The organism is Pseudanabaena sp. Chao 1811, from assembly GCF_027942295.1.
GTDB lineage: Bacteria > Cyanobacteriota > Cyanobacteriia > Pseudanabaenales > Pseudanabaenaceae > Pseudanabaena.
Genome location: NZ_CP101416.1, coordinates 2009451 through 2035449 on the forward strand (window position 1 = coordinate 2009451; position 25999 = coordinate 2035449).

Below are 25999 nucleotides of genomic sequence, written 5' to 3' on the forward strand. Positions count from 1 at the left end.
CATCAAGCAATACCAATCATCATCAAACTATCAAACTAAGGATACATATCATGCCTCAAGTTACAGCGCCTGCTCATCAAACTGGTGACTTCTTTGTTGATTACGAAGAGAAAGTATTTCCTGATGTCAAAGCCGAAGCTGGGGAGAAAGCGTTAGTAACTTTCCATACCGTTGCTTTTGAAGGTTCGATTGGTTTTGTGAACTTACTCCAAGCAACTCGTTTACAACGTAAGGGTTTTGAGACTTCTATTTTACTCTATGGTCCTGGGGTAACCCTCGGTGTCCAGCGTGGTTTCCCAAAATTGGGAGATACTGCTTTTCCCGGACATCAGAACTTCAACGATCAGATTACTAAATTTATGTCTGAAGGTGGCAAGGTTTATGCCTGTCGCTTTGCATTGCAAGCACTCTATGGTCATGGTGAAACCTCCCTCATCCCTGGAATTCGTCCCATTAGCCCCCTTGATGTATTAGATATCATTCTCCTCCATCGCAAGGATGGCGCTTTCATTTTAGATACTTGGACTCTCTAAGTTTGCCATTCAATAGAACATTAAGAGAGCGTATTAAAAGAGCATCAAGGAATCTTTCATGGACTATTCACGCATAGTTAGAGCTGCTGCCGTTCAAATTAGCCCCGTTTTGTTTAGTCGTGATGGTACGACAGAGAAAGTTCTCGATGCGATCGCTAAAGCATCTAAAGAAGGTGCTCAACTAGTTGTTTTTCCAGAAACATTTATCCCTTACTACCCCTACTTTTCCTTTGTGCAGCCACCTGTCTTGATGGGTAAAGAACATATGCGTCTTTACGAAGAAGCGGTTACAGTACCAAGTCCTGTAACTGAGGCGGTGAGTAATGCGGCAAAATCCTATAGAATTGTCGTGGTGTTAGGGATTAATGAGCGTGATCATGGTTCGCTGTATAACACACAGCTTATCTTTGATGCCGACGGCACATTGGTGCTAAAGCGCCGCAAAATTACGCCGACCTATCACGAACGGATGGTTTGGGGACAGGGCGATGGTGCAGGTCTAACTGTGGTGGATACGGCTGTAGGGAAGGTTGGGGCTTTGGCTTGCTGGGAGCATTACAATCCTCTAGCAAGATATGCGCTGATGGCACAACATGAGCAAATCCATTGCGCTCAGTTCCCTGGTTCCTTGGTTGGGCAGATTTTCACCGATCAGATTGAAGTAACAATTCGTCACCATGCTTTGGAGTCAGGGTGCTTTGTGATTAATTCTACGGGTTGGTTATCTCCTGAACAGGTCGCTCAGATTACAACTGATGAGAAGTTACAGAAGGTGCTGAGTGGTGGTTGCAATACTGCCATTATTGGACCAGAGGGCAATCATCTCTGTCCACCGATTACGGAAGGTGAAGGCATGGCGATCGCCGATCTTGATTTCTCTCTGATCACTAAGCGAAAGCGGATGATGGATTCGGTCGGTCACTATGCACGTCCTGAGTTGTTGCAATTACATCTCAACTCTAGTGCTGCATCGGTGATGGCAGAGCAGTTACCTGAAGTGCTAGGAGATCTAGAAATTCCTGTTGCTTAATCTCTCTAAATATTTGCCTTTCTAAGGGGCTACCATGTACACACAACTAAGGCGATTCTAAAATATCATTCATAACCCCTCCCTAGCCCTCCCCTTGCAAAGGTGAGGGAATGAGATTTCTAGTTTTCCCCCTTTGTAAGGGGCAACTAAAGGGGTTTTTTGAGATTTGTGTGTATAAAAGTTAGTCTTGATAAGGGGCAGTTAGAGGTAAACAATCCCAGTCGTTAATACATATAAAATTCAAATCAATGGAACTAAAGCCACCATTACCTCCTTTTACGCTGGAAACTGCGATCGCTAAGGTGCAAGCTGCCGAAGATGCTTGGAATACTCGCGATCCTGATCGAGTTGCCTTAGCCTATACCGAAGATTCTCAATGGCGAAATCGAGCGGAATTTTTTAGCGGACGGGATGCGATTCGGGAATTTCTCAAACGTAAATGGGCGAAGGAGATGGACTATCGCCTCAAAAAGGAACTTTGGAGTTTCACCGATAACCGCATATCCGTACGCTTTGAATATGAGTGGCACGATGACTCTGGTTATTGGTATCGCGCCTATGGTAACGAGCAGTGGGAATTTGCGGAAAATGGGCTGATGCGACGACGGGAAGCCAGTATTAATGATGTTCTCATTCAAGAATCTGAGCGTAAATTTCGCTGGGAACGTAAGCCCTAACACCAAAATCATGACTTGGGTAAGTAAATGAACAAGCAACAGCTAATTACAGACATTCAAACTCAGGGATTGAGTTGGGTTGAGCCGAATGTGGGTGTGGCAGGTCGTAAAGGTGGCGCTGGCCCTTCTGACCATAAAGCGGTCACAATTGACGGTACGACGGTGATGGTTCCTATTTACACTGGCTCATCGGCGCGATCGCCTTACAAAGCAACACTCAATCCCGATACGGAGCAGTTAGTCCTCCATTTGGACGATCGCGAAGTGCTACCGATCGCCTTTCCCCAAGAACCAAAATTCTATAGCCTGACCACAGCAGATGGTATTCCTTATCGCAAAATCGCCCTATTGCATAGCCGAGATGTCCTTGCGACAACGGTTTTGCAAACCTGTATGCGATACAACAATACAGAAACATCTTGTCAATTTTGTGCGATCGGCGCATCTCTAGAGGCAGGTCGCACGATCGCCAGAAAAACGCCTGCTCAACTTGCGGAAGTGACCGAAGCGGCGGTGCGTCTTGATGGAGTTAAGCATCTGGTTATGACCACAGGTACACCAAATACTAGCGATCGCGGTGCAGCATATTTAACGGAATGTGCGCGGGCAATCAAGGCAAAGGTGGATATTCCGATTCAGGCACAGTGCGAACCGCCCGATGATTTTATCTGGTTCGATCGCATGAAGGAAGCAGGGATTGATACTTTAGGAATGCATTTAGAAGCCGCCGATCCAGAGGTGCGATCGCGCATTATGGCAGGTAAAGCGTCAGTACCCATCGCATATTATTTTGAAGCCTTTGCGGCGGCGGTGAAAGTCTTCGGTTGGGGACAGGTTAGTACCTATCTGCTGGCAGGTTTGGGTGATAGTTTTGAAACTCTCGTGGAAATTAGTGATCGCCTAATTAAGTGTGGTGTCTATCCCTTTGTGGTTCCCTTTGTGCCGATCTCTGGTACGCCCTTAGCTAATCATCCTGCACCGAAGAGTGAGTTTATGTTTGCCCTTTACGAAAAAATTGGTGCAATGCTCAGAGAAGCGGGAATGTCTTCCGCCGATATGAAAGCAGGTTGCGGGAAGTGCGGCGCTTGTTCGGCACTTTCTACCTTTGAAAAGTTATAGAAAACAACAATATGTCCCAATCCTATATATTTAAACTGGCAACCTCTCCTCAAGAAATAAAAGCATACTTCGATTTGAGAAGAGCCATCTTTGTGGAAGAGCAGGATGTATTTGAAGAAGATGATTTTGATGATATTGATAAGAAAGCTTATCCGATCGTCGCCATTGAGCCTACTAGCGATCGCGTTGTGGGCGTAGTCCGAATTTACGAAGCACAGCCTAGACTTTGGTATGGTGGCAGATTGGGAACTCACCCAGAATTTCGCCGTGGTTGGCAGATTGGCAAAGGTTTAATCCATAAGGCAGTCACCACTGCAAATACATGGGGATGCGATCGCTTTTTGGCAACCGTACAATTACAGAACGTGCGCTTTTTTCAACGCTTGCATTGGGCATCTCTAAACGAAATGACGATTTGCGATCGCCCCCATCATTTAATGGAAGCCGATCTCAACTTCTATCCTGCGGCGATGGAATTATGTCCTAGTCTACTGCGTCAAGATCTCAAGGTGTCTTGATGCTGTCAGAATTGGTGACCCGATTAAAGCGATCGCTAAGTTTGCCGCAAAAGCAGGATATTCAAACGGCTGCCAAAGCGTTACATCAAGGATGGCAACCTGAAGCATGGCAAAGCGATCGGGTTCTAATTGGTGATGATTGCGCGGCAATTCCCGATGGTGATGGCTACTTGCTATTTGCGGCGGAGGGAATGTTACCTAAGCTAATTGAAACCGATCCTTGGTTTGCGGGTTGGTGTGCGGTGATGGTCAATGTCAGTGATATCTATGCGATGGGTGGTAAGCCGATCGCTGTAGTCGATAGCATTTGGAGTCAATCTCGCCCACAGACAGATCCTTTATGGGAAGGAATGAAGGCTGCATCTCTTGCCTACCAAGTTCCCATTGTTGGTGGTCATACCAACTGTCACAGTCCCTATGCGGCTCTATCTGTTGCTATCCTAGGACGCGCTCAAAATCTGATTTCTAGTTTCAAGGCGCAGCCTGATGATCTACTGATTATCGCAACGGATTTTCGTGGTAAATCCCATCCTGATTATGCTTTTTGGAATGCTGCAACTACTGCTGATCCTGCGCGATTGCGTCAAAATCTGGCGATCTTACCAAGACTAGCGGCGAGGGGTTGGTGTGATGCAGGCAAAGACATCAGTATGGGTGGAATTGTCGGAACATTATTGATGCTTTTAGAAACCTCTAACTGTGGCGCAGTTCTCGATCTTGATCGCATTCCTTACCCTGAGTCCCTTGATCTCGAAAAATGGCTAACTTCCTTTCCCAGCTATGGCTTTCTCTTGAGTATCCGTCCTGAATATTTAGCCAAGGTGCAAGCTGAATTTGCAGATCAGGATTTAGTCTGTGCCGTGATTGGTGAAGTGCAAGCATCCCATCAGTTAATTTTGCGATCGCAGTCAGAATCCGTTCTATTCTGGGATTTTGATCAGGATGCTTTAACGGGATTTTAAATCAGCCTGATTTCGATGCCTGTGACCTGCTTGGCAAGGCACAAATGGTGGAAAATGCTAAACTAGCATCACTAGCTAACAAGTAAATTTCATGACTGATTTGCCAAGTTTACGCAGTTCCCAAACCCCAGATATTGCTAGCGGTCATGCTGGTCAAAAAAGTTGGACAGAGGTAGTGAACGATTATGCTGGGAAAGATTTAGGCGAAAGGAAGACTTGGTATGGCTCCGTTGCCGATGCTTACAATCGGGTGAGACCACGCTATCCATCGGAAATTATTAATCGCACGCTGCAACTAGCCCAATTGCCACCGCAAGCCAAAATTCTTGAACTCGGCTGTGGACCCGCGATCGCCACAGTGAACTTTGCTAAGTTGGGATTTTGGCTCTTGAGTCTAGAGCCAAATCTCGAAGCCGCAACATTAGCCAAACAAAACTGTGCTGAATATCCTCAAGTGGAAATCCAAAATCTTGCCTTTGAGGAATGGGAATTAGAACGCGATCGCTTTGATGCAGTCCTAGCGGCAACATCTTGGCATTGGCTCGATCCCGCAATTGCCTATGAAAAATCAGCAGTAGCATTGAAAGCAAAAGGTGTTCTCATTCTATTATGGAATACGCCACCGCAACTAGATGAGCAAACCTATCAGTTAGTGGATGAAATCTACCAATCCATAGCACCTTCTATCCCCCTCTATGCCAGACATGAGGGCAGAAAAACTCATCAAGCAGATTTCTTGAAATTTAGTCAAACTATTATGGATTCGGGCTATTTTCACCATCTTAGCTATGATTCCTCTGTTTATAAAGTTACCTACAGCCTTGATGACTATCTATTACTTTTGAGTACGCTATCTCCGTACATCGTTCTGACAGAAGAAACGAGGATTAGCCTCTTTGCAAAGTTACGAGAAGTTCTATATCGCAACCGAGGCGATCACCTCAATCTATCTTTTGTTTCTGCTTTTCATGTTGCCCACAAAATATAATCTATGCTCCAGAATCAAAAGTTACGCATCGCTTTAATGACCTACTCCACAAAGCCTAGAGGGAGTGTTGTTCACACCTTGGAGTTAGCATCAGCTTTGCAAGCTTTAGGACATCAGGTTTGTATTTTTGCTTTAGATAAGGATGGAGCAGGCTTTGAGCAACATTTGCCTTGCGAATATCAACCTATCCCTGCGAAACCTGCTCCTCCAGAGATTGATCTGTTGATTAAGCAACGTATTCAAGAATTTGTGGATTATTTAATCGATTATTCGCAAAATTTGCTCCTCAATTATGATATTTATCATGCTCAGGACTGTATCAGTGCCAATGCTTTAGCGATTTTGCGATCGCAGCAAATCATCCCTCATTTTATCCGTACGATTCACCATATCGAAGACTACAATAGTCCCTATTTACGCAACTGTCAGGATCGCTCCATTCGCGAAGCATCGCTATGTCTATGTGTGAGTGATAGTTGGCAGGCGCAAATTCAAGAACATTATCAAATCCATGCGCTGAGAGTAATTAATGGTATTAATACCAGTCGCTTTTCTAGTCAGAAAAATGGCTCTGAAGCATCTCTAAAACAACGGTTTGGTCTAACAGGTTCACCCATTTATCTGACGGTTGGTGGCATTGAACCTAGAAAAAATTCTATCAATCTTCTAAAAGCATTTTCTCAAGTATTAATTGATTTTCCTAATGCTCAATTAGTGATCGCAGGTGGTTCGACCCTCTTCGATTATCAAGATTATCGCCAGCAATTTTTGGATACTGTCCAAGAGCTAGGAATTGATATTGGTAAATCCCTTGTGATTACAGGTATCCTCACCGATGTGGAATTACAGACAATTTATCGTTGTGCCGATATGTTCGTATTTCCCTCAATCAAAGAAGGTTGGGGACTAGTGATTTTTGAAGCGATCGCTTCAGGTTTACCGATCATTACTGCCAATATGCTGCCATTTACGGAATTCTTAACAACCTCACAGGCTCTATTGGTCGATCCCAATGATATTAAGGCGATCGCCCAAGCTATGCGATCTCTGAATGATTCTGATTTCGCGAGTTCTCTCATCCACGCAAGTCAAAGTATTTTATCTGATTACTCATGGGAGCGATCGGCAAAAATGCACCTCAACGCATATCAAATGGCAATAATGGCAACAATCTGAGTGAGACTATGAACGGATATTGGACGTATTATTCAGAGGCGATTGCTTAAGTCTCAAGCCTAATATAGGCGATCGCATTTTTACGTTAATCTATGGGTAGCAATTTAGGTTACAAAGGGAATTACTATAGTTGTACGGAGTCGGAATTTGGGGATTGGGACTTTGCCAGCACTCATAAATTAGCAATTTTTAATAAGATTATTGCAGTTAATGACTAGATTAGTCGTCAGACATTTGTGCTGTTTTTAGATCCTAAAGGCATAAAAAAACACGCGAAGCGTGTTTTTTTATGCCTTTAGGATCTACTTAGTTGCTGCTGTCTTTTTGGTTGTAGTCTTTTTTGTGGTTTTTGTAGCAGTTTTAGTTGTGGCAGCCTTGGCTGTAGATTTGGTTGCGGTCTTTTTGGTTGTTGTTTTCTTGGTTTCGCTGGAAGCCGCCTTAGTCCGTTTGCTAGTACTTTTGCTTGACTTAGATTTAGTAGCCAACATGGATAGAGCTTCCTCTAGGGTCAAGGTATCTACGGACTGCTCCTTGGTAAGGGATACATTTATCTTGCCATGCTTCACATAAGCGCCATATTTACCATCAAGAATCTCGATCGCTTCATCATCATCGGGGTGCTTACCAAGGGATTTGAGGACTTTGGCGGCGGCAGCTCCACGTAGGACTTTGGGCTGGGCGAGCAGTTCTAAGGCGCGTTCAAAGGTAATTGTGTAGGGATCGTCAGTGGATTTGAGCGATCGGTTATCATCCTTATCGCCATTGCCCTTGACATGGCAAACATAGGGACCAAAGCGCCCTGTATTTACAAACACGCGATTGCCAGTATCAGGATGTGCGCCTAAAGTACGCGGCAAAGCAAGCAACTTCACGGCAACATCGAGAGTCACCTGTTCAGGCTGCATTCCCTTGGGCAAAGAAGCGCGTTTTGGTTTGGGAACTGCGTCCGTAGCTTGTCCTAACTGCACGTAAGGTCCATACTGACCGACCATCATAAAGATTGGCTCATTGGTCTCTGGATGGATACCAACTTGATCGGGTCCCTCTAGTTTCTGCTTGAGTAGCATTTCGATTTTGTCAGGGACGAGATCGGAAGGAGTTAAATTTTGAGGAATGGAGGAATTGACGGTGCGATCGCCTTCTCCAACTTGGATATACGCTCCAAATTTACCAATCTTCACCTTGACATCATCATCTAAACCTTCGAGATGGACTGTCCTTGCGGCTTCACCATCGATGAGACTATCGCGAGACTTGACCTGTCCACTTAGCCCTTGCTCACCTGAATAGAATTTCTTGAGATAGGGCAACCATTCCACACTACCTGTAGAAATATCATCGAGGGTCTGCTCCATTTTGGAGGTGAAGCTGGGATCAACGAGATTGGGGAAATGCTCTTCTAGCAAACTGGTGACAGCAAAGGCGGTAAAGCTGGGAATAAGAGCATTATTGACCAGTTGCACATAACCGCGATCGCAGATCGTGCCGATAATGCTGGCATAGGTGCTAGGACGACCGATGCCTTCACTTTCCAACATTTTCACAAGGGCAGCTTCGGTATATCTCGCTGGTGGTTGAGTTTCATGTCCGACCGTATTTAATTCCCGACAGACGGGATGATCGCCCATTTTGAGCGGTGGCAAGGTAATTTCCTTTTCTTCTAAAGCCGCGTCGGGATCGTCGGAGCCTTCGACATAGGCGCGGAAAAATCCTGCGAAATCAATCCGCTTGCCCGAAGCTCGGAAGATGGCATCCTCAACGGTTAACTGGACGCTGAGCATGGTTAACTGGGCATCTGCCATCTGTGAAGCAACGGTACGCTTCCAGATCAGGTCATAAAGTGCCAACTCACGACCAGACAAACCCGTTTCTTGGGGGGTGCGGAAGGTTTCTCCCGCAGGACGGATCGCTTCGTGGGCTTCCTGTGCGCCCTTAGATTTGGTGACGTACTGGCGAGGTTCTTTGCTGAGGAAGTTGTTGCCATACATCTTGGTTACGCATTGACGCGCCGCCGCGATCGCTTGTTGCGATAAATGCACGGAGTCAGTCCGCATATAGGTAATGTAGCCCTGCTCGTACAAAGCTTGCGCTACTCGCATTGAGTCCCTCGCCGACAGGCGCAGTTTGCGGTTTGCCTCCTGCTGCATAGTCGAGGTGGTGAAGGGTGGTGAGGGCTTGCGGGTGGTAGGACGTTCTTCGAGATTGCTCACCGACCAAACTTTGCCATTAAGTCTCTCCTTGAGTGCGATCGCCGCCGCTTCATCAAGCAATAAAACCTTGCGACCCTTGGCAATTTTGCCTGTCGCCTCATCAAAGTCTTTACCAGTGGCTACATTTGTCCCACCGACGGAGACTAGCTGCACAGGAAATTCTTGCTTAGGTGCATAGAGATTTGCCTTCAAGTCCCAATAGCTACCAGATTTAAAGGCACGGCGCTCCCGTTCACGGTTCACAATGAGACGGACAGCCACCGACTGTACTCGTCCTGCGGATAGCCCCCAAGCAATTTTTTTCCAGAGCAAAGGCGAGAGGGTATAACCAACAAGGCGATCGAGAATGCGGCGGGTTTCTTGGGCATGGACAAGGCGATCGTCGATCTGGCGACAATTTTTCAAGGCTCCTTTAATTGCTTCGGAGGTGATCTCATGGAAAACCATGCGCTTGATCGGTACTTTCGGCTGCAAAATTTGCAACAAGTGCCAAGAAATACTTTCACCCTCGCGATCTTCGTCAGTCGCCAGAATTAATTCCTTAACTCCCTTAAGAGCAGATTTGAGTTCACGGACGATCTTTTTCTTATCGTCTGGCACGATATACAGAGGCTCGAAGTCAGCATCAACATTTACACCTAGTTTTGCCCACTCAGAGGATTTTAACTCCGCAGGGATGTCACTAGCTGACTGTGGCAAATCGCGCACATGACCCATTGATGCCTCAACTCGGTACTCTGAGGGCAAAAAGTTACGAATGGTGCGTGCCTTAGTGGGCGATTCGACAATGACAAGAGTAGACATATTAGCCTGCAAGGTTCGCGGTAATCAAAAAAACAAACGAGTCAAATTAAAGGTTTATGAAATGCCTTCTTAACCTATATACAATGTTTATGCAGAAAATTACTATTTTTAGCTAGACGGTAATTACTTTAATCTAATTATGCAAATTTGTAGTTGACATTTTGCTACATTAGTGATGATTGGCTAGATATCGCCACGATATCTTGATAAATTTGCTAAATTTTCTAGTGTGCGATCGCCTTCATAAAACCTACCATTAATCTCCCATGTGGGAAATCCTCTGATCTTTTTAGCGATACAAAGTTGTCTCTGCGGTTTGAATCCACGACGATCGCATTCAATTATATCCAATTGATTCGTTGCTTCTAGCCCAAAACGCTCCTTCTGGCTATGGCAATGGGGACACCAATAGGCGGTATACACCTTTGCACCAATTTTGCGTAAATGCTTGGCTAAGGCGAGCGCTTGCGGTGTTGATCTGGTGGTGACAGGTTCACCCTTTTCCCCTGTGGTTTGGGCGATCGCAGGAGCAGTTAAGGTTGGCACAAAGGTCAGTGCCGAAAAACTAGTCATGCCTATGATCGTTATGCTAATGCTGGCTAGTCTTGAAGATATATCGTGAAACTTCATAAAGTACACAGTTGCAAAGTTGCTATTGTAACTATATTCCAAAATTTCTCAAGAGGTTTTAGCTATACTTGGCGTACCCTATGGACTTAGGATTTAGAAACTCTGCTCAGTGCTGTATGTCAAAATTAGAAAATTTACGAATTGCGATCGTTCATGAATGGTTTGTTAACTATGCGGGGTCAGAGCGAGTCATTGAGCAGTTTTTAAATATATTTCCCCATGCTGATTTGTTTGCAGTTGTTGACTTTTTAGAGGGTTCGCAAAGGGAATATATCCAGAATAAACAAGTCACGACTACGTTTATTCAAAAGTTACCCTTTGCGAATAATAAATTTCGACAATATCTGCCATTAATGCCTATTGCGATCGAGCAGCTTGATTTATCAGCCTATGATTTGATTATTTCCAGTTCCCATGCCGTTGCCAAAGGAGTTTTAACTTCCCCCCATCAGTTACATATTTCTTATGTGCATTCACCAATTCGCTATGCGTGGGACTTGCAACATCAATATCTACAAGAGTCTAATTTAGAAAGAGGAATTAAAAGCTGGATTGCTAGATGGATCTTGCACTACATCAGAATATGGGATACCCGCACCGCTAATGGAGTCGATCGCTTTATTGCCAATTCCCAATTTATCGCCCGTCGGATTTATAAGGTCTATCGGCGTGATGCACAGGTGATTTATCCGCCTGTGGATTTACAAAATTACGCTCTTTGTGAGCAGAAGCAGGAGTTCTATCTGACCGCTTCAAGATTAGTTCCCTATAAACGGGTTGATCTAATTGTGGAAGCTTTTTCCCGCATGGGCGATCGCCAATTAGTTGTCATTGGTGACGGTGAGCAAATGTCTAAAATCCTTGCCAAGGCAGGTAAAAATGTGCATTTACTTGGTTATCGTGAACCAGCAGAACTAAAAGCATATATGCAGAATGCGAAGGCTTTTGTCTTTGCCTCAGAGGAAGATTTTGGCATTACACCAGTAGAAGCTCAAGCTTGTGGCACGCCTGTCATTGCCTTTGGTCGTGGCGGAGTGACGGAATCGGTGATCGGGTTGGATCGCGATCGCCCTACAGGTGTATTTTTTGGAGCGCAGTCGGTTGATAGTATCTGTGAAGCTGTACTAGAGTTTGAAAGGAATCAACATCTAATCAAGCCCCAAGCCTGCCGTGAGAATGCAATGCGATTTTCTATAGAGAGATTTCAAACCGAGTTTTATAACTTTGTAAAACGGGCTTGGGAAGATTATCGAACGGTCTGAGGATGTTCGTTTTTAGTTAAATGTTTAGCTAGATGGTTGTTTACAGAAATTATTAAACCTAAAAGTGGCTGAGCATAATTCAAAAACCTGTGACGCACGCGCAATATACATCACAGGTTTTTGGAGTATTTTTTGAACTATGTCCAGATAGTTAGCATGATTTTTAAAATCTTCTTTTGGGGAGTATTTTGTTTTTATTGCCCCTTCTATGAGATTCTGGTATCAATATAGACCCTGCATAATCTGCAAAAGTGCTTATGAGTTCGATTCGTGTTGTCCTAATTGAAGACCATGACCTGACCCGCATGGGCATGAAGATCGCTTTACAACAGCAAGGCGAGCTTGTCTTTGTTGGTGAGGCGGCAACAGGTGCGGAAGGCGTGTCGCTGGTAAATAGCCAACAACCTGACGTGGCGATCGTGGATTTAGGCTTGCCTGATATGGATGGCGTAGAGGTAACGCGCCAAATTAAAGCTGCCGCTACAGAAGGTAAATCTACTAAAGTTTTAATCTTGACCCTAACCGATAACCAAGAGACGGTACTCGCTGCCTTTGCCGCAGGAGCAGACTCCTATTGCATCAAAGATATTAGCTCTGAGAACTTGGTACAAGCCCTAAAATTAACGGCTGAGGGCAACTCATGGATCGATCCTGCGATCGCTAGCATTGTGTTGCAGCAGGTACGGCGCAAGGAAGCAACTGTCGAAATAGATGCTGCCGAGGCTGATTACAAACAAGTACTGGAAGCTACTCCCCTGACTGAGCGTGAGTTAGAGGTATTGTCAGAGATTGTCAATGGTAATAGCAATGCCGAAATTGCAGAACGCCTTTACATTACCGTTGGGACTGTCAAAACCCATGTGCGAAATATTTTGAATAAGCTCTGTGCGGATGATCGCACTCAGGCCGCAGTCCGTGCTTTACGAGCAGGATTGGTCAAATAAACAAGTCAAATAAATAAAAACTAGATGGGGCGATTTATGCCACATTAAAAAATAGAACTAAAAGCTATGGCGAACGCGCAGCGTTCGCCATAGCTTTTAGGGTTTTATATTTAATTGTGCTCAGCTACTTACCACATCTAATAGTTTAGAAAAATTCATCTTATTTAAAGCTTTTAGGTTTTATATATGGATGTACAGATTTTTAGGTGCATCCATGATCTTCTCAATTTTGAGCGGTGTCGCCAGAATATTAAATTTCCTCTCGGATAAGCTAGCCAATTTAGCTAATTTAATATCTAAGCCATCGAAGTCGAGCAACTATCCACTACTGCCCCAAAATGATCCCGAAATTTCTCAGCGTCAGGCGTTGCTAATTAAGTCTCGGCAACTGTATCAATACAACTACACCTATATTGATTCGCTACCAATGGTGGAAAAAGTGCCAACCAGCGAGAGATTTTCTCTATCTTGGGGATTGTTGGTTGGGAAGGTAGTGGTCAAGGTATTGCTCAATGATCGCGCTAATCCCGCCGCATTTATTGATAAAGAAAAATCGAAAGCCAAGCAACTGGAATTCTCAAAGAAGTTGCTTGAGGCGAGTATGGCGAAGTCGGATACCGCTTTGGTGGAATTACTGTCCAACTTACCTACAATTCTTGAAGATGATCCTATTGATGTAGAAGGATCGAATATTCAAGAATACAACGAGCTTTTTTGGATTATTCCCCTTCCGACAATTAGTCAAAGCTTGTTTAGTAATACTGAATTTGCAAGATTGCGGGTTGCGGGTTTTAATCCTTTGATGATTCAACGGGTAACTTCTCTGGATGCAAGATTCCCTGTAACTGAAGCCCAGTTCCAATCAGTTTTGGCGGATGATTCTCTCGCTGCCGCAGGTGCGGAAGGACGCTTATATTTAGCGGATTATGCCGAATTAGAAGCGCTGACTGGAGGGACATTTCCGAAGGGTAAGCAGAAATATATTAATGCCCCTTTAGCTCTCTTTGCGGTTCCTAAAGGCAAAAAGAGTCTGACTCCGATCGCGATTCAGTTAGGGCAAGACCCCAATACACATCCGATTTTTGTTAGTCAACATGGGGATGAGCCGAATTGGTTGATTGCGAAAACTGTTGTCCAGATTGCTGATGCTAATTACCATCAACTGATTAGCCATTTAGGACGTACCCATTTATTCATTGAACCCTTTGCGATCGCCACAAATCGTCAGTTGGCTAACAATCACCCTTTGTATATTTTGCTGAAGCCCCATTTCCAAGGTACTTTGGCGATTAATGATGCTGCCCAGTCAGGACTGGTGAGTGCAGGTGGAACTGTTGATAGCTTATTAGCAGGCACTATTGAGACCGCTCGCGCCCTATCGGTACATGGAGTCAAAACCTATAATTTTGATGAGGCAATGCTACCTGTTGCGCTCAAAAAACGTGGCGTTGACGATCCAAAGTTACTGCCTGAATATCCCTATCGCGATGATGCATTATTGGTGTGGGAAGCGATCGCTACTTGGGTAAAGAACTATCTCTTCGTTTACTATGGCAGTGATAATGATGTTGCTAGGGATTCAGAACTACAAGCATGGGTCAAGGAAATAATTGCTAACGATGGCGGTCGGGTAACGAGTTTTGGGCAAAATGGACAGATTCGCACCCTATCCTATTTGGTTGATGCTGTGACCCTGCTCATCTTTACCAGTAGCGCCCAGCACGCAGCAGTGAACTTTCCCCAAGGTGACTTGATGGACTATGCCCCTGCGATTCCTTTAGCTGGCTATACTCCTGCGCCCACTAGTACTACTGGGGCAACCATAGATAATTTCTGGTCGATGATTCCTGCCATTGATCAGGCAAAAAGTCAGTTAACGATGACCTATATTCTCGGCTCGGTCTATTACACGACTTTGGGAGATTATGGCAATGCGTATTTCACTGATGATCGCATTGAGAAGCCTCTGCGCGATTTCCAAGACAATTTGAAGGCGATCGAGTCTACGATTAAGTCTCGTAATGAACAACGAAATGTGGACTATAGTTATCTCAGACCATCGCGCATTCCTCAAAGTATTAATATCTAACCCATTAGAACTGCGTAAAGCGCGGTTCTAATGGAATGGGGCAACTTCAATGATCGAGAAACTTAGCAAAAAACGTTACTCCACAAATCTGTTTGATGTTACGCAGGACATCATTGGTGCTTTGCCCCTGAAGTTAGTAGAGCAATGGCTGAGTAGCGACCAAACCTATGATGATGCTTTAAAACTCCTAGAAAGCCATCAAGTACAGGGTTATAGTGTTTCCTCTGACTCCGTTGGTTTGACTAAGCTTTGTCAGCAAAAGGGACTGCTCGAAATTTTGGCAATGATCAACCAACCGAAAAAGATCGTATATGGTTATGGCAAAGCGATCGCTGGTGAAAGTGTCGGTATTTGGGCGGCGGACAATACGCAAATGTTTTATCCCGATGCCATCGACGCAGCAACGTTAGTTTCTACATTGCTGACGATTCAAGATGAGATTAGCAAAAGTTGTCAAATTAAAATTGGAATGGGCGCTCATTATGGCAACTTCTATCAAATTAGTGGCGGTTTGTATGGTGTAGAAGCGGATGCGATCGAAGAAATTGCGGAGAATCATACCAATGGTGGAGAGATTTTAATCAGTCAAGCGATATGCGATCGCCTTCCTGCAAATCATAACTTTATCCTTGAGCAGCGCCATGATTTACCGTCATACTTAACTGCTGAGGTTGGTAATATTTATCGTGTTTTAGATGGTGAGCGGTTGGAACAACTACAACCAGTCGATCAACGTTATCCCATTCCCTATTCTGAAGATTTCTATGCTGATTTATTGGCATATGAAACTCGACTCGCTGATCAGGATTTTGCTAATTACCTAACCCATAAATATATGCAGCAGAAAGTAGTAGTACTGATCGAGAGTAAAAGTGAGGCGGAAGATATCCATGAAATTGCTATGTTCAATCAGCTCTCTTTTTCTGCATTAATGAAAGATATTGGGCTAAAGTTAATTGATTTTCAAAGGGAAGCAGAAATTAAAGTTATTAGTTCTTTAGGGATTTATGCTTTTGATGAAGTGGCTACTGCGATTAGCTTTGCTAAAATCTTTCGTCAGGAACTCGCTAAGCAAGATGTCACCTGTCGCATTGGCATTGATCAAGGTGAAGTTTTGATTTTTAAACTAGCGATCGGTACTAAAGATATTGCGGGAATGCCTGTCAATATTGCCTCGAAAATGGCTCAAGACAAAGGTGAATTTGGTAAGTTATATTTGAGTGCTGCGCTCAAAGACGTAGCTGATATGAGTGGATTTAAGGAAATCAAATACACTATCTCTGGAGTGGAAATAACAGCGTATGAAGGTTAATTGGATAACAAGGATCTGCTTAATATTCTGCTCAGTATGCTCAATATTTTTATTATGGGTGATGATATTACCTATAGCCCCATTATGGGCAATTCCCATTAGTGATATTCCTAACCCACGCAAGTTAAATGCTACTTGGGTGAGTGATGCGGCAAATATTCTCAGTGCGGAAACCGAATCTCACCTCAATCAGAGGATTTCGCAACTAGAGTCGCGCAATGGTTCCGAGCTAGCAGTAGTAACGGTTCCTGACACCATTCCCCTACCGAGTCCTAAAGCCTATGCCACAGAACTATTTAATACTTGGGGGATTGGAAAACGCGGTATTGATAATGGTGTGTTATTGCTGATTTCTGTAAAGGAACGTCGGATTGAGATAGAAACTGGTCGAGGAATTACTTCGCAGATTAGTAATGAGCAAGTTGCTCAGATCATTGAGACTAAGATTAAGCCTGAGTTTAAGCTTCAGAAATTTGATCAAGGCACAATCAATGGTGTGGAAGAAATTGCTAATCGTCTAGAGCAAGTTCGTCTTCCTAATTTTGATTTTGCGCCGATTTATAACGGTATTGGGATTTTGGGTATAGCGATCGCTTTAGGTGGCATTGCTTGGATGGTCTTGAAGATTAATTCATGGTGTCAATTGTTACCCAGTGCATATAATTTCCAAAGCCCTCTGGTGTTCCAAATTAAAATTCAGAAACTCAAGCAGTTTGCCAATGCGCCAATGAGGTTGATTGCCTTTGGTGTAGGTGCGATCGCTATTAGTGCGAGTGCGTTGCTATGGCAAGATTCGGCAACAGGTTGGGTATTACAACTAGATCGACATTTTTTAGCTCTGCTCACGATCAATGCGGCGATCGCTTTAATCAGTATTCCGATGTGGTTTGGCATCACCTACTATTGGCTTGCTAAATTGACAAAAACCTTGTCTACAAATCTTCCTCATCCAATATGGAAGCTTTTTGGTACGACAATATTCAAAAATTTATGGCTACTTTTATCTATCCAATGTTCGCTTCTATTTGTAGTAGCTATATTGATTTCACCGAGCATTACCTCATGGATTCCGAGTCATCTTTTGTTCATTGCAATTAGTTTGATCTGTGCGATGAGCTATCAGTTCTTTCTAATTTATGTGGTGAATAATGTCTCTGTGGATGACAAAATTGCTCTTGATCAATATTTTTGTGTCACCTGTCGCACAACTACTCAGCGTTTAGACGAAGCTTTGTTTGATACATATCTCTCTAAACCTGAACAACTTGCAGTGCAGTTAGGCAATGCAACTTATTCCCTCTATTCTTGCGATCGCTGTCATCCTGCAACTACTCGCGATCGTCAACATATTTATTGCCATCCTAATATTCTGAAGGAAGAATCTGTATGTGCTAAATGTCACTATCCGACGGTAATTGCTGCTGATCTTAAACAATCGCGAAAGCCCAAAAAATTTCCTAAGCAGGGTTCTAAAAATGCTATTAGCATCATGCAATGTCAAAACTGTTTTCATGAGCAGCCAGTTTATCCCTATGTTCCTCAAACTGTGAGTTCTAGTTATTACAGTGGTAGCAGCACAGACTATAGCTCTAGTTCTTCCAGTTATGATTCCTATGATTATGGAAGTAGCTCTTCTTCTAGTAGCGATTTTGGTGGAGGTAGCAGTGATGGTGGTGGTTCTGGAAGCGATTGGTAATTTATTGTCGTGATAGTGCTGTAACATTCCAACTATAGCTATAGCCATTAATATGAAGCCCAAGAGAGTGGCGGCGTGAAGCGCCGCCACTCTCTTGGGCTTCATACAGCTATACTTTGAGAAATATGCAAATCAATCATCAAATTGCGTACAATATGGTTAATTTTTAAATTATGCAAGATACTGCCGAATATACCTGTGCTTTTTGTGGAGAACCTAATATGACGTTCGTTGACTTCAGTGCGGGAATGCAACAGTCCTATGTGGAAGATTGTCAGGTATGTTGTCAACCAAATGTGCTGTATATCCAGATTGATGAAGATACTCTAGATATTGAAATTAGCAGTGAACCAGAAAGTTAGTTTTTGGCATTCATCCATGACCTATGGACAAAGAGACGAAACATCTTAGAAATGCGACAATGCATTACTTCTAGAGATAGTTAATGATGTTGCGATCGCATTCTTCGATGACTTGTTCAGAAATCAGAACTTTAAATAGCCCAATTTCTGCCATGACGATGACAGCATGACTAGCGCCACTACGCGAACCGCAAGCTGCAATGATAACGCTTGAGTCTAGGAATATTCTACGCACTGATTTTTTGTTGCTCTTGCCAAATTGCTTGACGCTCTTCTTGGAGGCTTTCTAGGAGTTCATCGATGGTGACATTACTTGCATTCATTAAGGATACAAAGCTTTCTGTCAGTGTTGTGACTTGGGGGATTCTGGGGACAATTACAGCAAATTCACCGATTTGGAGCAGGGTGAGGGTTTGTCCTTCTTGGGTTTGCAGGGTGTTTAGCACATCTTGAGGGATGCTAATTTGTCCTTCTTTTTGTACTTGTAGAGAGAAGACTTTCATGGAAGTATTTGCTGATTCGGTTAAGTTCATCAGTCTTCCTGATTTATCTTTACAGTATAGTCTTGGATTTATGTGTTGATATTGCGATCGCCTTAATTGTAAAGTAATTGATTAGCAATTTCATCGGCTGTCGAAGCAGTGAGAATTTCCCATTATATCCTTACAATTCATCAGCTCGTTGTAGCATCTTCAACAGTTTTGTGTGGTTTTGCCAAATTGACACTCTGCTATTTTGATAAACTTTGGCGATTAAACCCACATTCCGCTCGTAATGGAAGGGGAAAAACAATTACGAAACAGTGACAGGGAGGAGATAGTAGCGTTGGCAGGAGGGAGAAAAGAAATTCAAAATGTGAATGCGAAGAGGAGACAAATTTGCAACTTGAGTCAGGTTCTGAAAAGAAACTAAATGAACCGCCATAAAACATTGAAAAATCCAACGCAAAGTTGGCGAATTAGTGGGTTTACCCAATTGATTAGGAATAGTGTCTTGAGCGATAGCTAAGGCAAGTCTGAGTTGACGTTGAGCTAAATTATAAACGAGCAAACACAGCACCATAATCATGCCCAAAGCTTCAATGCGTTTAGCGGACTTGAGAAAGACACTGGAAGTGAAAAACAAAGGATCTTTGAGGAAACGAAAACCACGCTCAGTGCCCTGCTGAGCCTTATATTGCCGTAAAGCGTCATCAGCCGTAAATTGTAAGGAATCAAGAATATTCGTGGCTAAAATAAACCTGCCACAACGCTGACGCTGAGCCAAGATTTCAGAATCTATAGGAATCACGGTCGCCGTAACTCGATAACTAATGCTGATGGGTATCGCATCGGGTTGTGGCTTACCCTGACTTGGTGCATTACCGAATGAAGGCAAAACCAAAGGTAGCCCGTCCCTATAGCGCTAAGCAAAACCAAGAGCAATGCGAGGACTATAAAAAAAACTCTCGGATAACCTAGCCATGGTGGCTTGGTATGTCGTATCAGTGTTGGGATTAACGGGAAAAGTCCGTTTCTTTTGTCAAGACGAAACAAGGATTGGTTTGAAAACCATCAGTGGTCGAAAAATAACGACTCGTGGGGTCAAACCCAAGGCAAAAGTCCAGTGGCAGTTTCAGGCTACATGGTTATACGGTATCGTCGAACCTGCGACGGGAGAAAGCTTTTTCTATGAATTTAGTCATCTCAACACTGACTGTTTTCAAATATTTCTTGACCTTGTATCAGAGAAATTTGCAGACAGCATCATTATCATGCAAGTTGATCAGGCTGGTTGTCATCGGGCTAAGCGTTTACGATTACCTCACAATATCATTTTGATATTTCAGCCTGCTCATTCTCCAGAATTAAACCCAATTGAGCGGGTTTGGCTACATTTGAAGCAAGGGTTGAGATTTTCTTTACCCCAAAATATGGATGAGTTGCGGCTTTTAGTCAAGAATCGTCTCTCCGAAATGTCTAAATCTGTAATTGCTTCCCTTGTCGGTAGAGATTCCATACTGGATGCTCTATCTGTTGCCTCTCTTTTGTGATTTGGTATAAATAGATAGATAGAAACGGAGTGCTAAGGGAGGATGGATGTATTTGCATCCTTTTTTGAAATGCAATAGGTGTTTTAACACCCATCCTTCCTTATTAGCTTAACATTGTCATGGCTAAGGTCTTTTTTGTTAGATTTCAAATCCTGTGGAAGCTTCCTCGATCGCCATTTTGTGCATTACTTTGGCAAGTTCTGCTGCCACTTCAGGACGGGAGAACTCAGGAGGAGGACATTCACCACGACGGAGCATCTCGCGGACTTTTGTACCAGAGAGATGGACTCGCTCTTCGGGTAAACTCGCACTAGTTTTAGTAGTTGCCATGCCACCAGTGCGTTTGCAATAGAAAGCATGTTCAAACATCAAAGGAATAATGCCTAGCTCACCAGTTTCAAATTCATCGAAAATATACTGTGCGTCATAGGTTCCATAATAATCACCGACACCCGCATGATCACGACCAACAATGAAGTGAGTGCAACCATAGTTTTTACGAATCAACGCATGGAAAATCGCTTCACGGGGACCTGCATAGCGCATTGCCGCAGGATTAATTGCTAAGGTGACACGATCTAGGGGGAAATAGTGTTCCAGCATGATTTCATAGCAACGCATCCGCACGTCGGCAGGTACGTCGTCACTTTTAGTTGCACCCACTAGAGGATGTAGAAACAAACCATCAACAATTTCCAGCGCACATTTTTGGATGTATTCATGGGCGCGGTGAATGGGGTTGCGGGTTTGAAAGCCAACTATAGTCTTCCAACCTTTTTGAATAAATAGTTCACGGGATTCCGCAGGATCGATTTGGTAGGTAGGAAAAAGTGGATGGGGACGACGTTCTAGTAGCCATACATCTCCAGCGAGATACACTTCACCTTGGTTATAAACAACCTTTACCCCTGGGTGGCGATCTTCATTGGTGCGGTAAACATGAAGTGCTTCCTTGAGCTTATCGTACTTATATTTTTCGCTTAGTTCAAGCACACCGATAAAAATGCCATCGGGATCGTCGAGACGAACTAGGTTACCAACTGTCAAAGTATCTGCAACTTCAATGCTTACTGGTAAAGTGATCGGAATTGACCAAGGCAAACCATTGGCAAGACGCATATTCATGACTACAGACTCATAGTCAGCTTTGCCCAAGAAACCTGTAAGGGGGCTAAAGCCGCCGATCGCAATTAGTTCTAGATCGGAGAGTGCGCGCTCAGTCAGTTGCACACGGGGCAAGTGGTCAGCTTTGCTATAAAAGACTTCTTTTTGTGCTTCTGAGGCAATGCGATTGATCAGTTGACCACCATGCGGTGCGATGCTTTTGAGTTGTCGAGCCATGACTTTTGAGTTTAAAAGGTTGAAATTACTAGGTTTGATTCAATATAGACAATGCTTTACATCGCCTATACCAAAAACATTTGAGGTTACAAGCTTTGGAAAGATTGCTTGGTAATATAGCAATCCTAAATGGTCTGTGGAAGTGCACCCAGCAGGGGTACGCTTCCACAGATCCCAAAATCTACAAATGATTTAGGACTGCTATATCTATAGAATTATTAAGTTTATGTTAACTTTTTTTGTCAACAAAATTTGATTTACTAGGTATTTTGCCCCAAAACTTTTTAGAGAGCCGAGGCAATCTTGGGTAATTTGCTGAAAATCCAATAGGACTATGCAAACAAGTCAATAAATCAGGGTATTAGCTCAAAGCTAAAGTTAGCTAAGGCAGACTATGAAATCCTAACTAGACCCTTTTGCTATATTTATGGCAACTATGTTTTGATTTTTTAATATATGCAGAAACTATTTGCAGGTATTCTTTTCTCGATTGGCTTTATATTTCTAACCGTTACAGTTGCCTCAATCAGCACGAAAAATCCTACCGAAAAAGATAGAAGTGCTGCATTAGGTGGAATAATTCTTGGTGTGCCAGCGATCGCTGGCGGAGCTTGGATTGTATGGGGATTGAGGAAAAAACAAGAACAGTTAGAAAAGGAACGTTATAGCCAAATTGAGACTACCTTTTTAGAACTATTGCAAGCAAATAACGGAAATATTACGGCAATTAATTTCGCGATCGCCACCAAGCTCTCCTTAGAAGAGTCTAAGCAATATCTAGACCAGAAAGCTATTCAATTAAACGCGAATTTTAATGTAAGCGAAGATGGAGGTGTCAGCTATCAATTTTTTCTCTCATAAAGTATCCCAAAATAGGAGTGATCGCCAATAGCATTGGCAATAAGCGTTTGTTAATTGAGAATTGGCTATTAATTGAGAATAACTCTCCTTAATTGAGAACTAGAGATTATTTGTGATCTGCTCAAGCCTATTAAATAGAGGACTGTATGGCTTAGAACCCTATGCTTGACTATAGTAATAATCAATAGATTCTCAATGTAAATCTAAAGGAAATATACATATAATAGATAGAGAGAGAAATCTCATGTAAGGTTATGGTGTGAGAAGTCAAAACAATAATTATTGACAGGAACAATCGTAATTTTATGGTATCTACTCCTCTCAAATTGTCTGAGCCAGACCTATCGAATAACTCAAGTAATGGGTCGATTAGTAGCTATGGTATTGCTCGTTCCACTGTTACAGGGACTCCTCTTAGTGCTGAAGAACTCCGTAAGATCGATGCCTACTGGCGTGCTTGTAATTATTTAGCGATCGGCATGATCTATCTGCGCGAAAATCCACTTTTGCGTGAACCGTTGAAATCAGAACATGTCAAAAATCGTTTACTAGGACATTGGGGATCAAGTCCTGGTATGAGTTTTGTCTATACCCATCTCAATCGATTGATCAAGAAATATGATCTCAATACGATCTTTCTTGCAGGTCCTGGACATGGCGCTCCCGGAATTTTAGGCCCTGTATATTTAGAGGGAACCTACTCTGAGGTTTATCACGATATTAGCGAAGATGAAGAAGGGCTAAAGCGTTTCTTCAAGCAGTTTTCATTCCCTGGGGGAATTGGTAGCCACTGTACACCTGAAACCCCTGGTTCGATTCATGAAGGAGGCGAACTTGGTTACAGCGTTTCCCATGCCTATGGAACTGTCTTTGATAATCCCGACTTGATCTCTGTGGTGATGGTTGGTGATGGGGAGTCGGAAACTGGCCCCCTAGCTACAGCTTGGCATTCTAACAAGTTTATTAATCCGATTCGTGACGGTGCGGTACTCCCAATTCTGCATTTGAACGGTTACAAGATTAATAACCCTACTGTGTTATCGCGGATTAGCCATGAAGAATTAGAAAGCCTATTTATTGGCTATGGCTATCAGCCCTACTTTGTAGAAGGTTCCGATCCTGAGTCAATGCACCAAGCGATCGCAGCAACCCTAGAGCATTGCATTAACGAAATTAGAAGCATCCAGCAAGAATCGCGGAGTACAGGCATTCCTAAACGCGCCAAATTCCCCATGATCGTATTGCGGACTCCTAAGGGCTGGACGGGACCTGCGGAAGTTGATGGGCATAAGGTTGAGGGATTCTGGAGAGCGCACCAAGTGCCACTATCGGGAATGCATAATAATCCTGAGCATTTACAATTGCTATCGGACTGGATGTTCAGCTATAAACCTAATGAATTGTTTGATGAGTCAGGTAAGTTGCTCCCTGAACTGAAGGAACTTGCACCAAAAGGCGATCGCCGCATGAGTGCCAACCCGATCGCAAATGGTGGGTTACTCCGCCGTGCTTTGAGAATGCCCGATTTCCGCAACTATGGTGTAAATATCGCTAAGGCGGGGACAACTGAGGCAGAAAATACGAAACCCTTGGGTGTATTCCTGCGCGATGTGATGCGTCAAAACATGGATAATTTCCGTGTATTTGGACCCGATGAAAATACATCGAATAAACTGCAAGCCATTTACGAAGTCAGTAAGAAGTTCTGGATTGCAGAATATCTACCTGAAGATACTGATGGCGGCGAACTTGCTACCGATGGGCGGGTGATGGAAATTCTCAGCGAACATACCCTAGAGGGTTGGCTAGAGGGTTATCTATTAACAGGAAGACATGGATTCTTCTCAACCTATGAATCCTTTGTCCATGTTATTGACTCGATGATCAACCAGCATTGTAAATGGTTGGAAATCAGTAAAGATATTCCTTGGCGATCGCCGATCGCTTCTCTAAATTTGTTAATTACTTCCACAGTTTGGCGGCAGGATCACAATGGCTTTACCCATCAAGACCCCGGTTTCTTGGATGTGGTAGTTAATAAGAGTGCTGAAGTGACGCGCATTTATTTACCACCTGATGTAAATACATTGCTATCGGTTGCCGATCATTGCTTGCGTAGTACCGACTATGTGAATGTAATTGTTTCTGATAAGCAATCCCATTTGCAATTCTTGAGCATGGATGAGGCGATTAAGCATTGCACCAAGGGCTTAGGAATTTGGGACTGGGCAAGTAACGATCAAGGTACGGAACCTGATGTGGTGATGGTGGGCTGTGGTGATGTCCTCACTCAAGAGGCTCTAGCCGCTACGATCTTGCTATGGGAGCATTTCCCTGAGTTGAAGATTCGCTTTATTAATGTGGTGGATCTGTTCAAGTTACAGCCTGATACAGAGCATCCTCATGGCTTAAGCGATCGCGATTTTGATTCGCTTTTCACCACAGACAAGCCGATTATTTTCAACTTCCACGGCTATCCTTGGTTGATTCACCGTCTCGCCTATCGCCGCACTAATCACAAAAACCTCCATGTGCGCGGTTACAAAGAGAAGGGCAATATCAACACGCCTTTGGAGTTGGCGATTAATAATCAAGTTGACCGCTTTAGTCTAGCGATTGATGTGATTGATCGCGTGCCTAAATTGCAAAATATTGGCGCTCATGCGAAGCAGAACTTACTCGATCAGCAAATCGAATGTCGTCAATATGCCTACGAGCATGGTATTGATAAGCCTGAAATTGTAAACTGGCGTTATCCTCATTAACTAAATTGCCTTTGGACGGCGCGAAGCGCCGTCCAAAGGCTAAAAAATTATGAGCTTAAAATTATATCTACTCCGTCATGGCGAAACTGTCTATAGTCGCACTGGTGGCTATTGTGGCGATCTTGATCCTGATTTAACTGAAAATGGCGAGAAAATGGCAACAGCCTTTGCCAATGCCCATAAAGCGATCGCATGGGATGCCGTGTTTGTTAGCCCAATGAAACGCACGATCGCGACAGCTACACCTCTATGCCAAGCCGTTAACATAGAAATGCAATTTCGTGATGGCTTAAAAGAATTGCGCTATGGCAAATGGGAAGGATTAACTAATGAGTTTGTGAAAGAGAACTATAGCGAAGATTATCTGCGATGGCTAACGGAACCTGCATGGAATCCTCCTACAGGTGGTGAAACCGCTGTCCAACTTGCTAGCCGAGCTTCATTTGTAATTGCCGAAATCCAAGAGATGTATCCATCGGGAAACGTGTTAGTTGTTTCCCATAAGGCGACTATTCGCGTGATTCTCTGTAGTTTATTGGGAATCGATATGGGTCGATATCGCGATCGCATTGATGTTCCTGCTGCCTCACTCAGCATTGTCCAATTTGGCGCACTTGGTCCCATGCTCAAAGTTTTAGGCGATCGCAGTTTTATGGATGCTAACTTGCGATCGCTAGTTGGAACTTAA

General features: G+C 43.6%; 24 protein-coding genes and 1 pseudogene. 19 read left to right on the forward strand and 6 right to left on the reverse strand.

Annotated elements, in window-relative coordinates:
* Window positions 1-50: 50 nt before the first annotated feature.
* The 9 genes from NMG48_RS09270 to NMG48_RS09310 all read left to right on the forward strand — a co-directional run bounded on the left by NMG48_RS09270 (window position 51) and on the right by NMG48_RS09310 (window position 7221).
* The gene (locus NMG48_RS09270) at window positions 51-533 is read left to right on the forward strand and encodes an MSMEG_0572/Sll0783 family nitrogen starvation response protein (RefSeq protein WP_126384744.1); all 483 of its coding nucleotides are present in this window, start codon (window positions 51-53) and stop codon (window positions 531-533) included.
* 58 nt (window positions 534-591) lie between these two features.
* Window positions 592-1563 carry a Nit6803 family nitrilase gene (locus tag NMG48_RS09275; RefSeq protein ID WP_271254956.1) on the forward strand — a complete coding sequence of 324 codons (972 nt, stop codon included), beginning with the start codon at window positions 592-594 and terminating at the stop codon, window positions 1561-1563.
* Between the two features lie 248 nt (window positions 1564-1811).
* On the forward strand, window positions 1812-2240 hold the full coding sequence (locus tag NMG48_RS09280) for a nuclear transport factor 2 family protein (RefSeq protein WP_271254957.1): 429 nt from the start codon (window positions 1812-1814) through the stop codon (window positions 2238-2240).
* 27 nt (window positions 2241-2267) lie between these two features.
* On the forward strand, window positions 2268-3359 hold the full coding sequence (locus NMG48_RS09285; protein WP_271254958.1) for an MSMEG_0568 family radical SAM protein: 1092 nt from the start codon (window positions 2268-2270) through the stop codon (window positions 3357-3359).
* A gap of 11 nt (window positions 3360-3370) precedes the next feature.
* Window positions 3371-3877 (forward strand): MSMEG_0567/Sll0786 family nitrogen starvation N-acetyltransferase, encoded by a 507-nt coding sequence (locus NMG48_RS09290; RefSeq protein WP_271254959.1) that lies wholly within the window; start codon window positions 3371-3373, stop codon window positions 3875-3877.
* Complete coding sequence (locus tag NMG48_RS09295; protein ID WP_271254960.1) at window positions 3877-4839, forward strand: sll0787 family AIR synthase-like protein; 963 nt, start codon at window positions 3877-3879, stop codon at window positions 4837-4839. Before NMG48_RS09290 ends, NMG48_RS09295 begins: the two co-directional genes overlap by 1 nt.
* A gap of 91 nt (window positions 4840-4930) precedes the next feature.
* Window positions 4931-5827, forward strand: a complete 897-nt coding sequence (locus NMG48_RS09300) for a class I SAM-dependent methyltransferase (RefSeq protein WP_271254961.1) — start codon at window positions 4931-4933, stop codon at window positions 5825-5827.
* Between the two features lie 3 nt (window positions 5828-5830).
* Window positions 5831-7003, forward strand: a complete 1173-nt coding sequence (locus tag NMG48_RS09305; RefSeq protein ID WP_271254962.1) for an MSMEG_0565 family glycosyltransferase — start codon at window positions 5831-5833, stop codon at window positions 7001-7003.
* Between the two features lie 92 nt (window positions 7004-7095).
* Window positions 7096-7221 (forward strand): hypothetical protein, encoded by a 126-nt coding sequence (locus tag NMG48_RS09310; RefSeq protein ID WP_271254963.1) that lies wholly within the window; start codon window positions 7096-7098, stop codon window positions 7219-7221.
* Window positions 7222-7305: 84 nt separating this feature from the next.
* On the opposite strand, the gene topA is transcribed toward NMG48_RS09310, so the two are convergent.
* Both topA and NMG48_RS09320 read right to left on the reverse strand, forming a co-directional pair.
* Window positions 7306-10017, reverse strand: coding sequence for a type I DNA topoisomerase (gene topA, locus NMG48_RS09315; protein ID WP_271254964.1), 2712 nt, complete (start codon window positions 10015-10017; stop codon window positions 7306-7308).
* 183 nt (window positions 10018-10200) lie between these two features.
* A complete protein-coding gene (locus tag NMG48_RS09320; protein WP_271254965.1) occupies window positions 10201-10590 on the reverse strand; it encodes a hypothetical protein in 390 nt (129 codons plus the stop codon).
* A gap of 173 nt (window positions 10591-10763) precedes the next feature.
* Here NMG48_RS09320 and NMG48_RS09325 point away from each other — a divergent pair, with 173 nt between their 5' ends.
* The 6 genes from NMG48_RS09325 (at window position 10764) to NMG48_RS09350 (ending at window position 18312) form a co-directional block, all read left to right on the forward strand.
* Window positions 10764-11909, forward strand: coding sequence for a glycosyltransferase family 4 protein (locus NMG48_RS09325; RefSeq protein ID WP_271254966.1), 1146 nt, complete (start codon window positions 10764-10766; stop codon window positions 11907-11909).
* A gap of 257 nt (window positions 11910-12166) precedes the next feature.
* Window positions 12167-12853 carry a response regulator gene (locus tag NMG48_RS09330; protein ID WP_271254967.1) on the forward strand — a complete coding sequence of 229 codons (687 nt, stop codon included), beginning with the start codon at window positions 12167-12169 and terminating at the stop codon, window positions 12851-12853.
* 214 nt (window positions 12854-13067) lie between these two features.
* Window positions 13068-14942, forward strand: coding sequence for a lipoxygenase family protein (locus NMG48_RS09335; protein ID WP_271254968.1), 1875 nt, complete (start codon window positions 13068-13070; stop codon window positions 14940-14942).
* 49 nt (window positions 14943-14991) lie between these two features.
* Entirely contained in the window at window positions 14992-16254 is a 1263-nt protein-coding gene (locus NMG48_RS09340; protein ID WP_271254969.1) for a hypothetical protein, read from the forward strand.
* A gap of 61 nt (window positions 16255-16315) precedes the next feature.
* Window positions 16316-17950, forward strand: coding sequence for a TPM domain-containing protein (locus NMG48_RS09345; RefSeq protein WP_271254970.1), 1635 nt, complete (start codon window positions 16316-16318; stop codon window positions 17948-17950).
* A gap of 173 nt (window positions 17951-18123) precedes the next feature.
* On the forward strand, window positions 18124-18312 hold the full coding sequence (locus NMG48_RS09350; RefSeq protein WP_126384579.1) for a CPXCG motif-containing cysteine-rich protein: 189 nt from the start codon (window positions 18124-18126) through the stop codon (window positions 18310-18312).
* Between the two features lie 70 nt (window positions 18313-18382).
* Here NMG48_RS09350 and NMG48_RS09355 read toward each other — a convergent pair whose 3' ends face one another.
* The 3 genes and pseudogenes from NMG48_RS09355 to NMG48_RS09365 form a co-directional block, all read right to left on the reverse strand.
* Window positions 18383-18547, reverse strand: a complete 165-nt coding sequence (locus NMG48_RS09355; RefSeq protein ID WP_271254971.1) for a hypothetical protein — start codon at window positions 18545-18547, stop codon at window positions 18383-18385.
* Window positions 18540-18845 carry a hypothetical protein gene (locus NMG48_RS09360; RefSeq protein WP_271254972.1) on the reverse strand — a complete coding sequence of 102 codons (306 nt, stop codon included), beginning with the start codon at window positions 18843-18845 and terminating at the stop codon, window positions 18540-18542. The genes NMG48_RS09355 and NMG48_RS09360 overlap by 8 nt, the downstream gene beginning before the upstream one ends.
* Before the next feature lie 259 nt (window positions 18846-19104).
* Window positions 19105-19659, reverse strand: a pseudogene (locus NMG48_RS09365) (IS1634 family transposase); the annotation flags it as partial.
* Between the two features lie 115 nt (window positions 19660-19774).
* Here NMG48_RS09365 and NMG48_RS09370 point away from each other — a divergent pair.
* A complete protein-coding gene (locus NMG48_RS09370; RefSeq protein ID WP_271254973.1) occupies window positions 19775-20344 on the forward strand; it encodes an IS630 family transposase in 570 nt (189 codons plus the stop codon).
* Between the two features lie 138 nt (window positions 20345-20482).
* Here the strand turns inward: NMG48_RS09370 and sat are convergent, their stop codons facing one another.
* Window positions 20483-21685 carry a sulfate adenylyltransferase gene (sat, locus tag NMG48_RS09375; protein ID WP_271254974.1) on the reverse strand — a complete coding sequence of 401 codons (1203 nt, stop codon included), beginning with the start codon at window positions 21683-21685 and terminating at the stop codon, window positions 20483-20485.
* Window positions 21686-22141: 456 nt separating this feature from the next.
* Here sat and NMG48_RS09380 point away from each other — a divergent pair, with 456 nt between their 5' ends.
* The 3 genes from NMG48_RS09380 (at window position 22142) to NMG48_RS09390 (ending at window position 25999) form a co-directional block, all read left to right on the forward strand.
* Window positions 22142-22546 (forward strand): hypothetical protein, encoded by a 405-nt coding sequence (locus NMG48_RS09380; RefSeq protein WP_271254975.1) that lies wholly within the window; start codon window positions 22142-22144, stop codon window positions 22544-22546.
* A gap of 305 nt (window positions 22547-22851) precedes the next feature.
* Window positions 22852-25311 (forward strand): phosphoketolase family protein, encoded by a 2460-nt coding sequence (locus NMG48_RS09385; protein WP_271254976.1) that lies wholly within the window; start codon window positions 22852-22854, stop codon window positions 25309-25311.
* A gap of 49 nt (window positions 25312-25360) precedes the next feature.
* Window positions 25361-25999: a histidine phosphatase family protein gene (locus NMG48_RS09390; protein WP_271254977.1), complete on the forward strand. Its 639-nt coding sequence runs from the start codon at window positions 25361-25363 to the stop codon at window positions 25997-25999.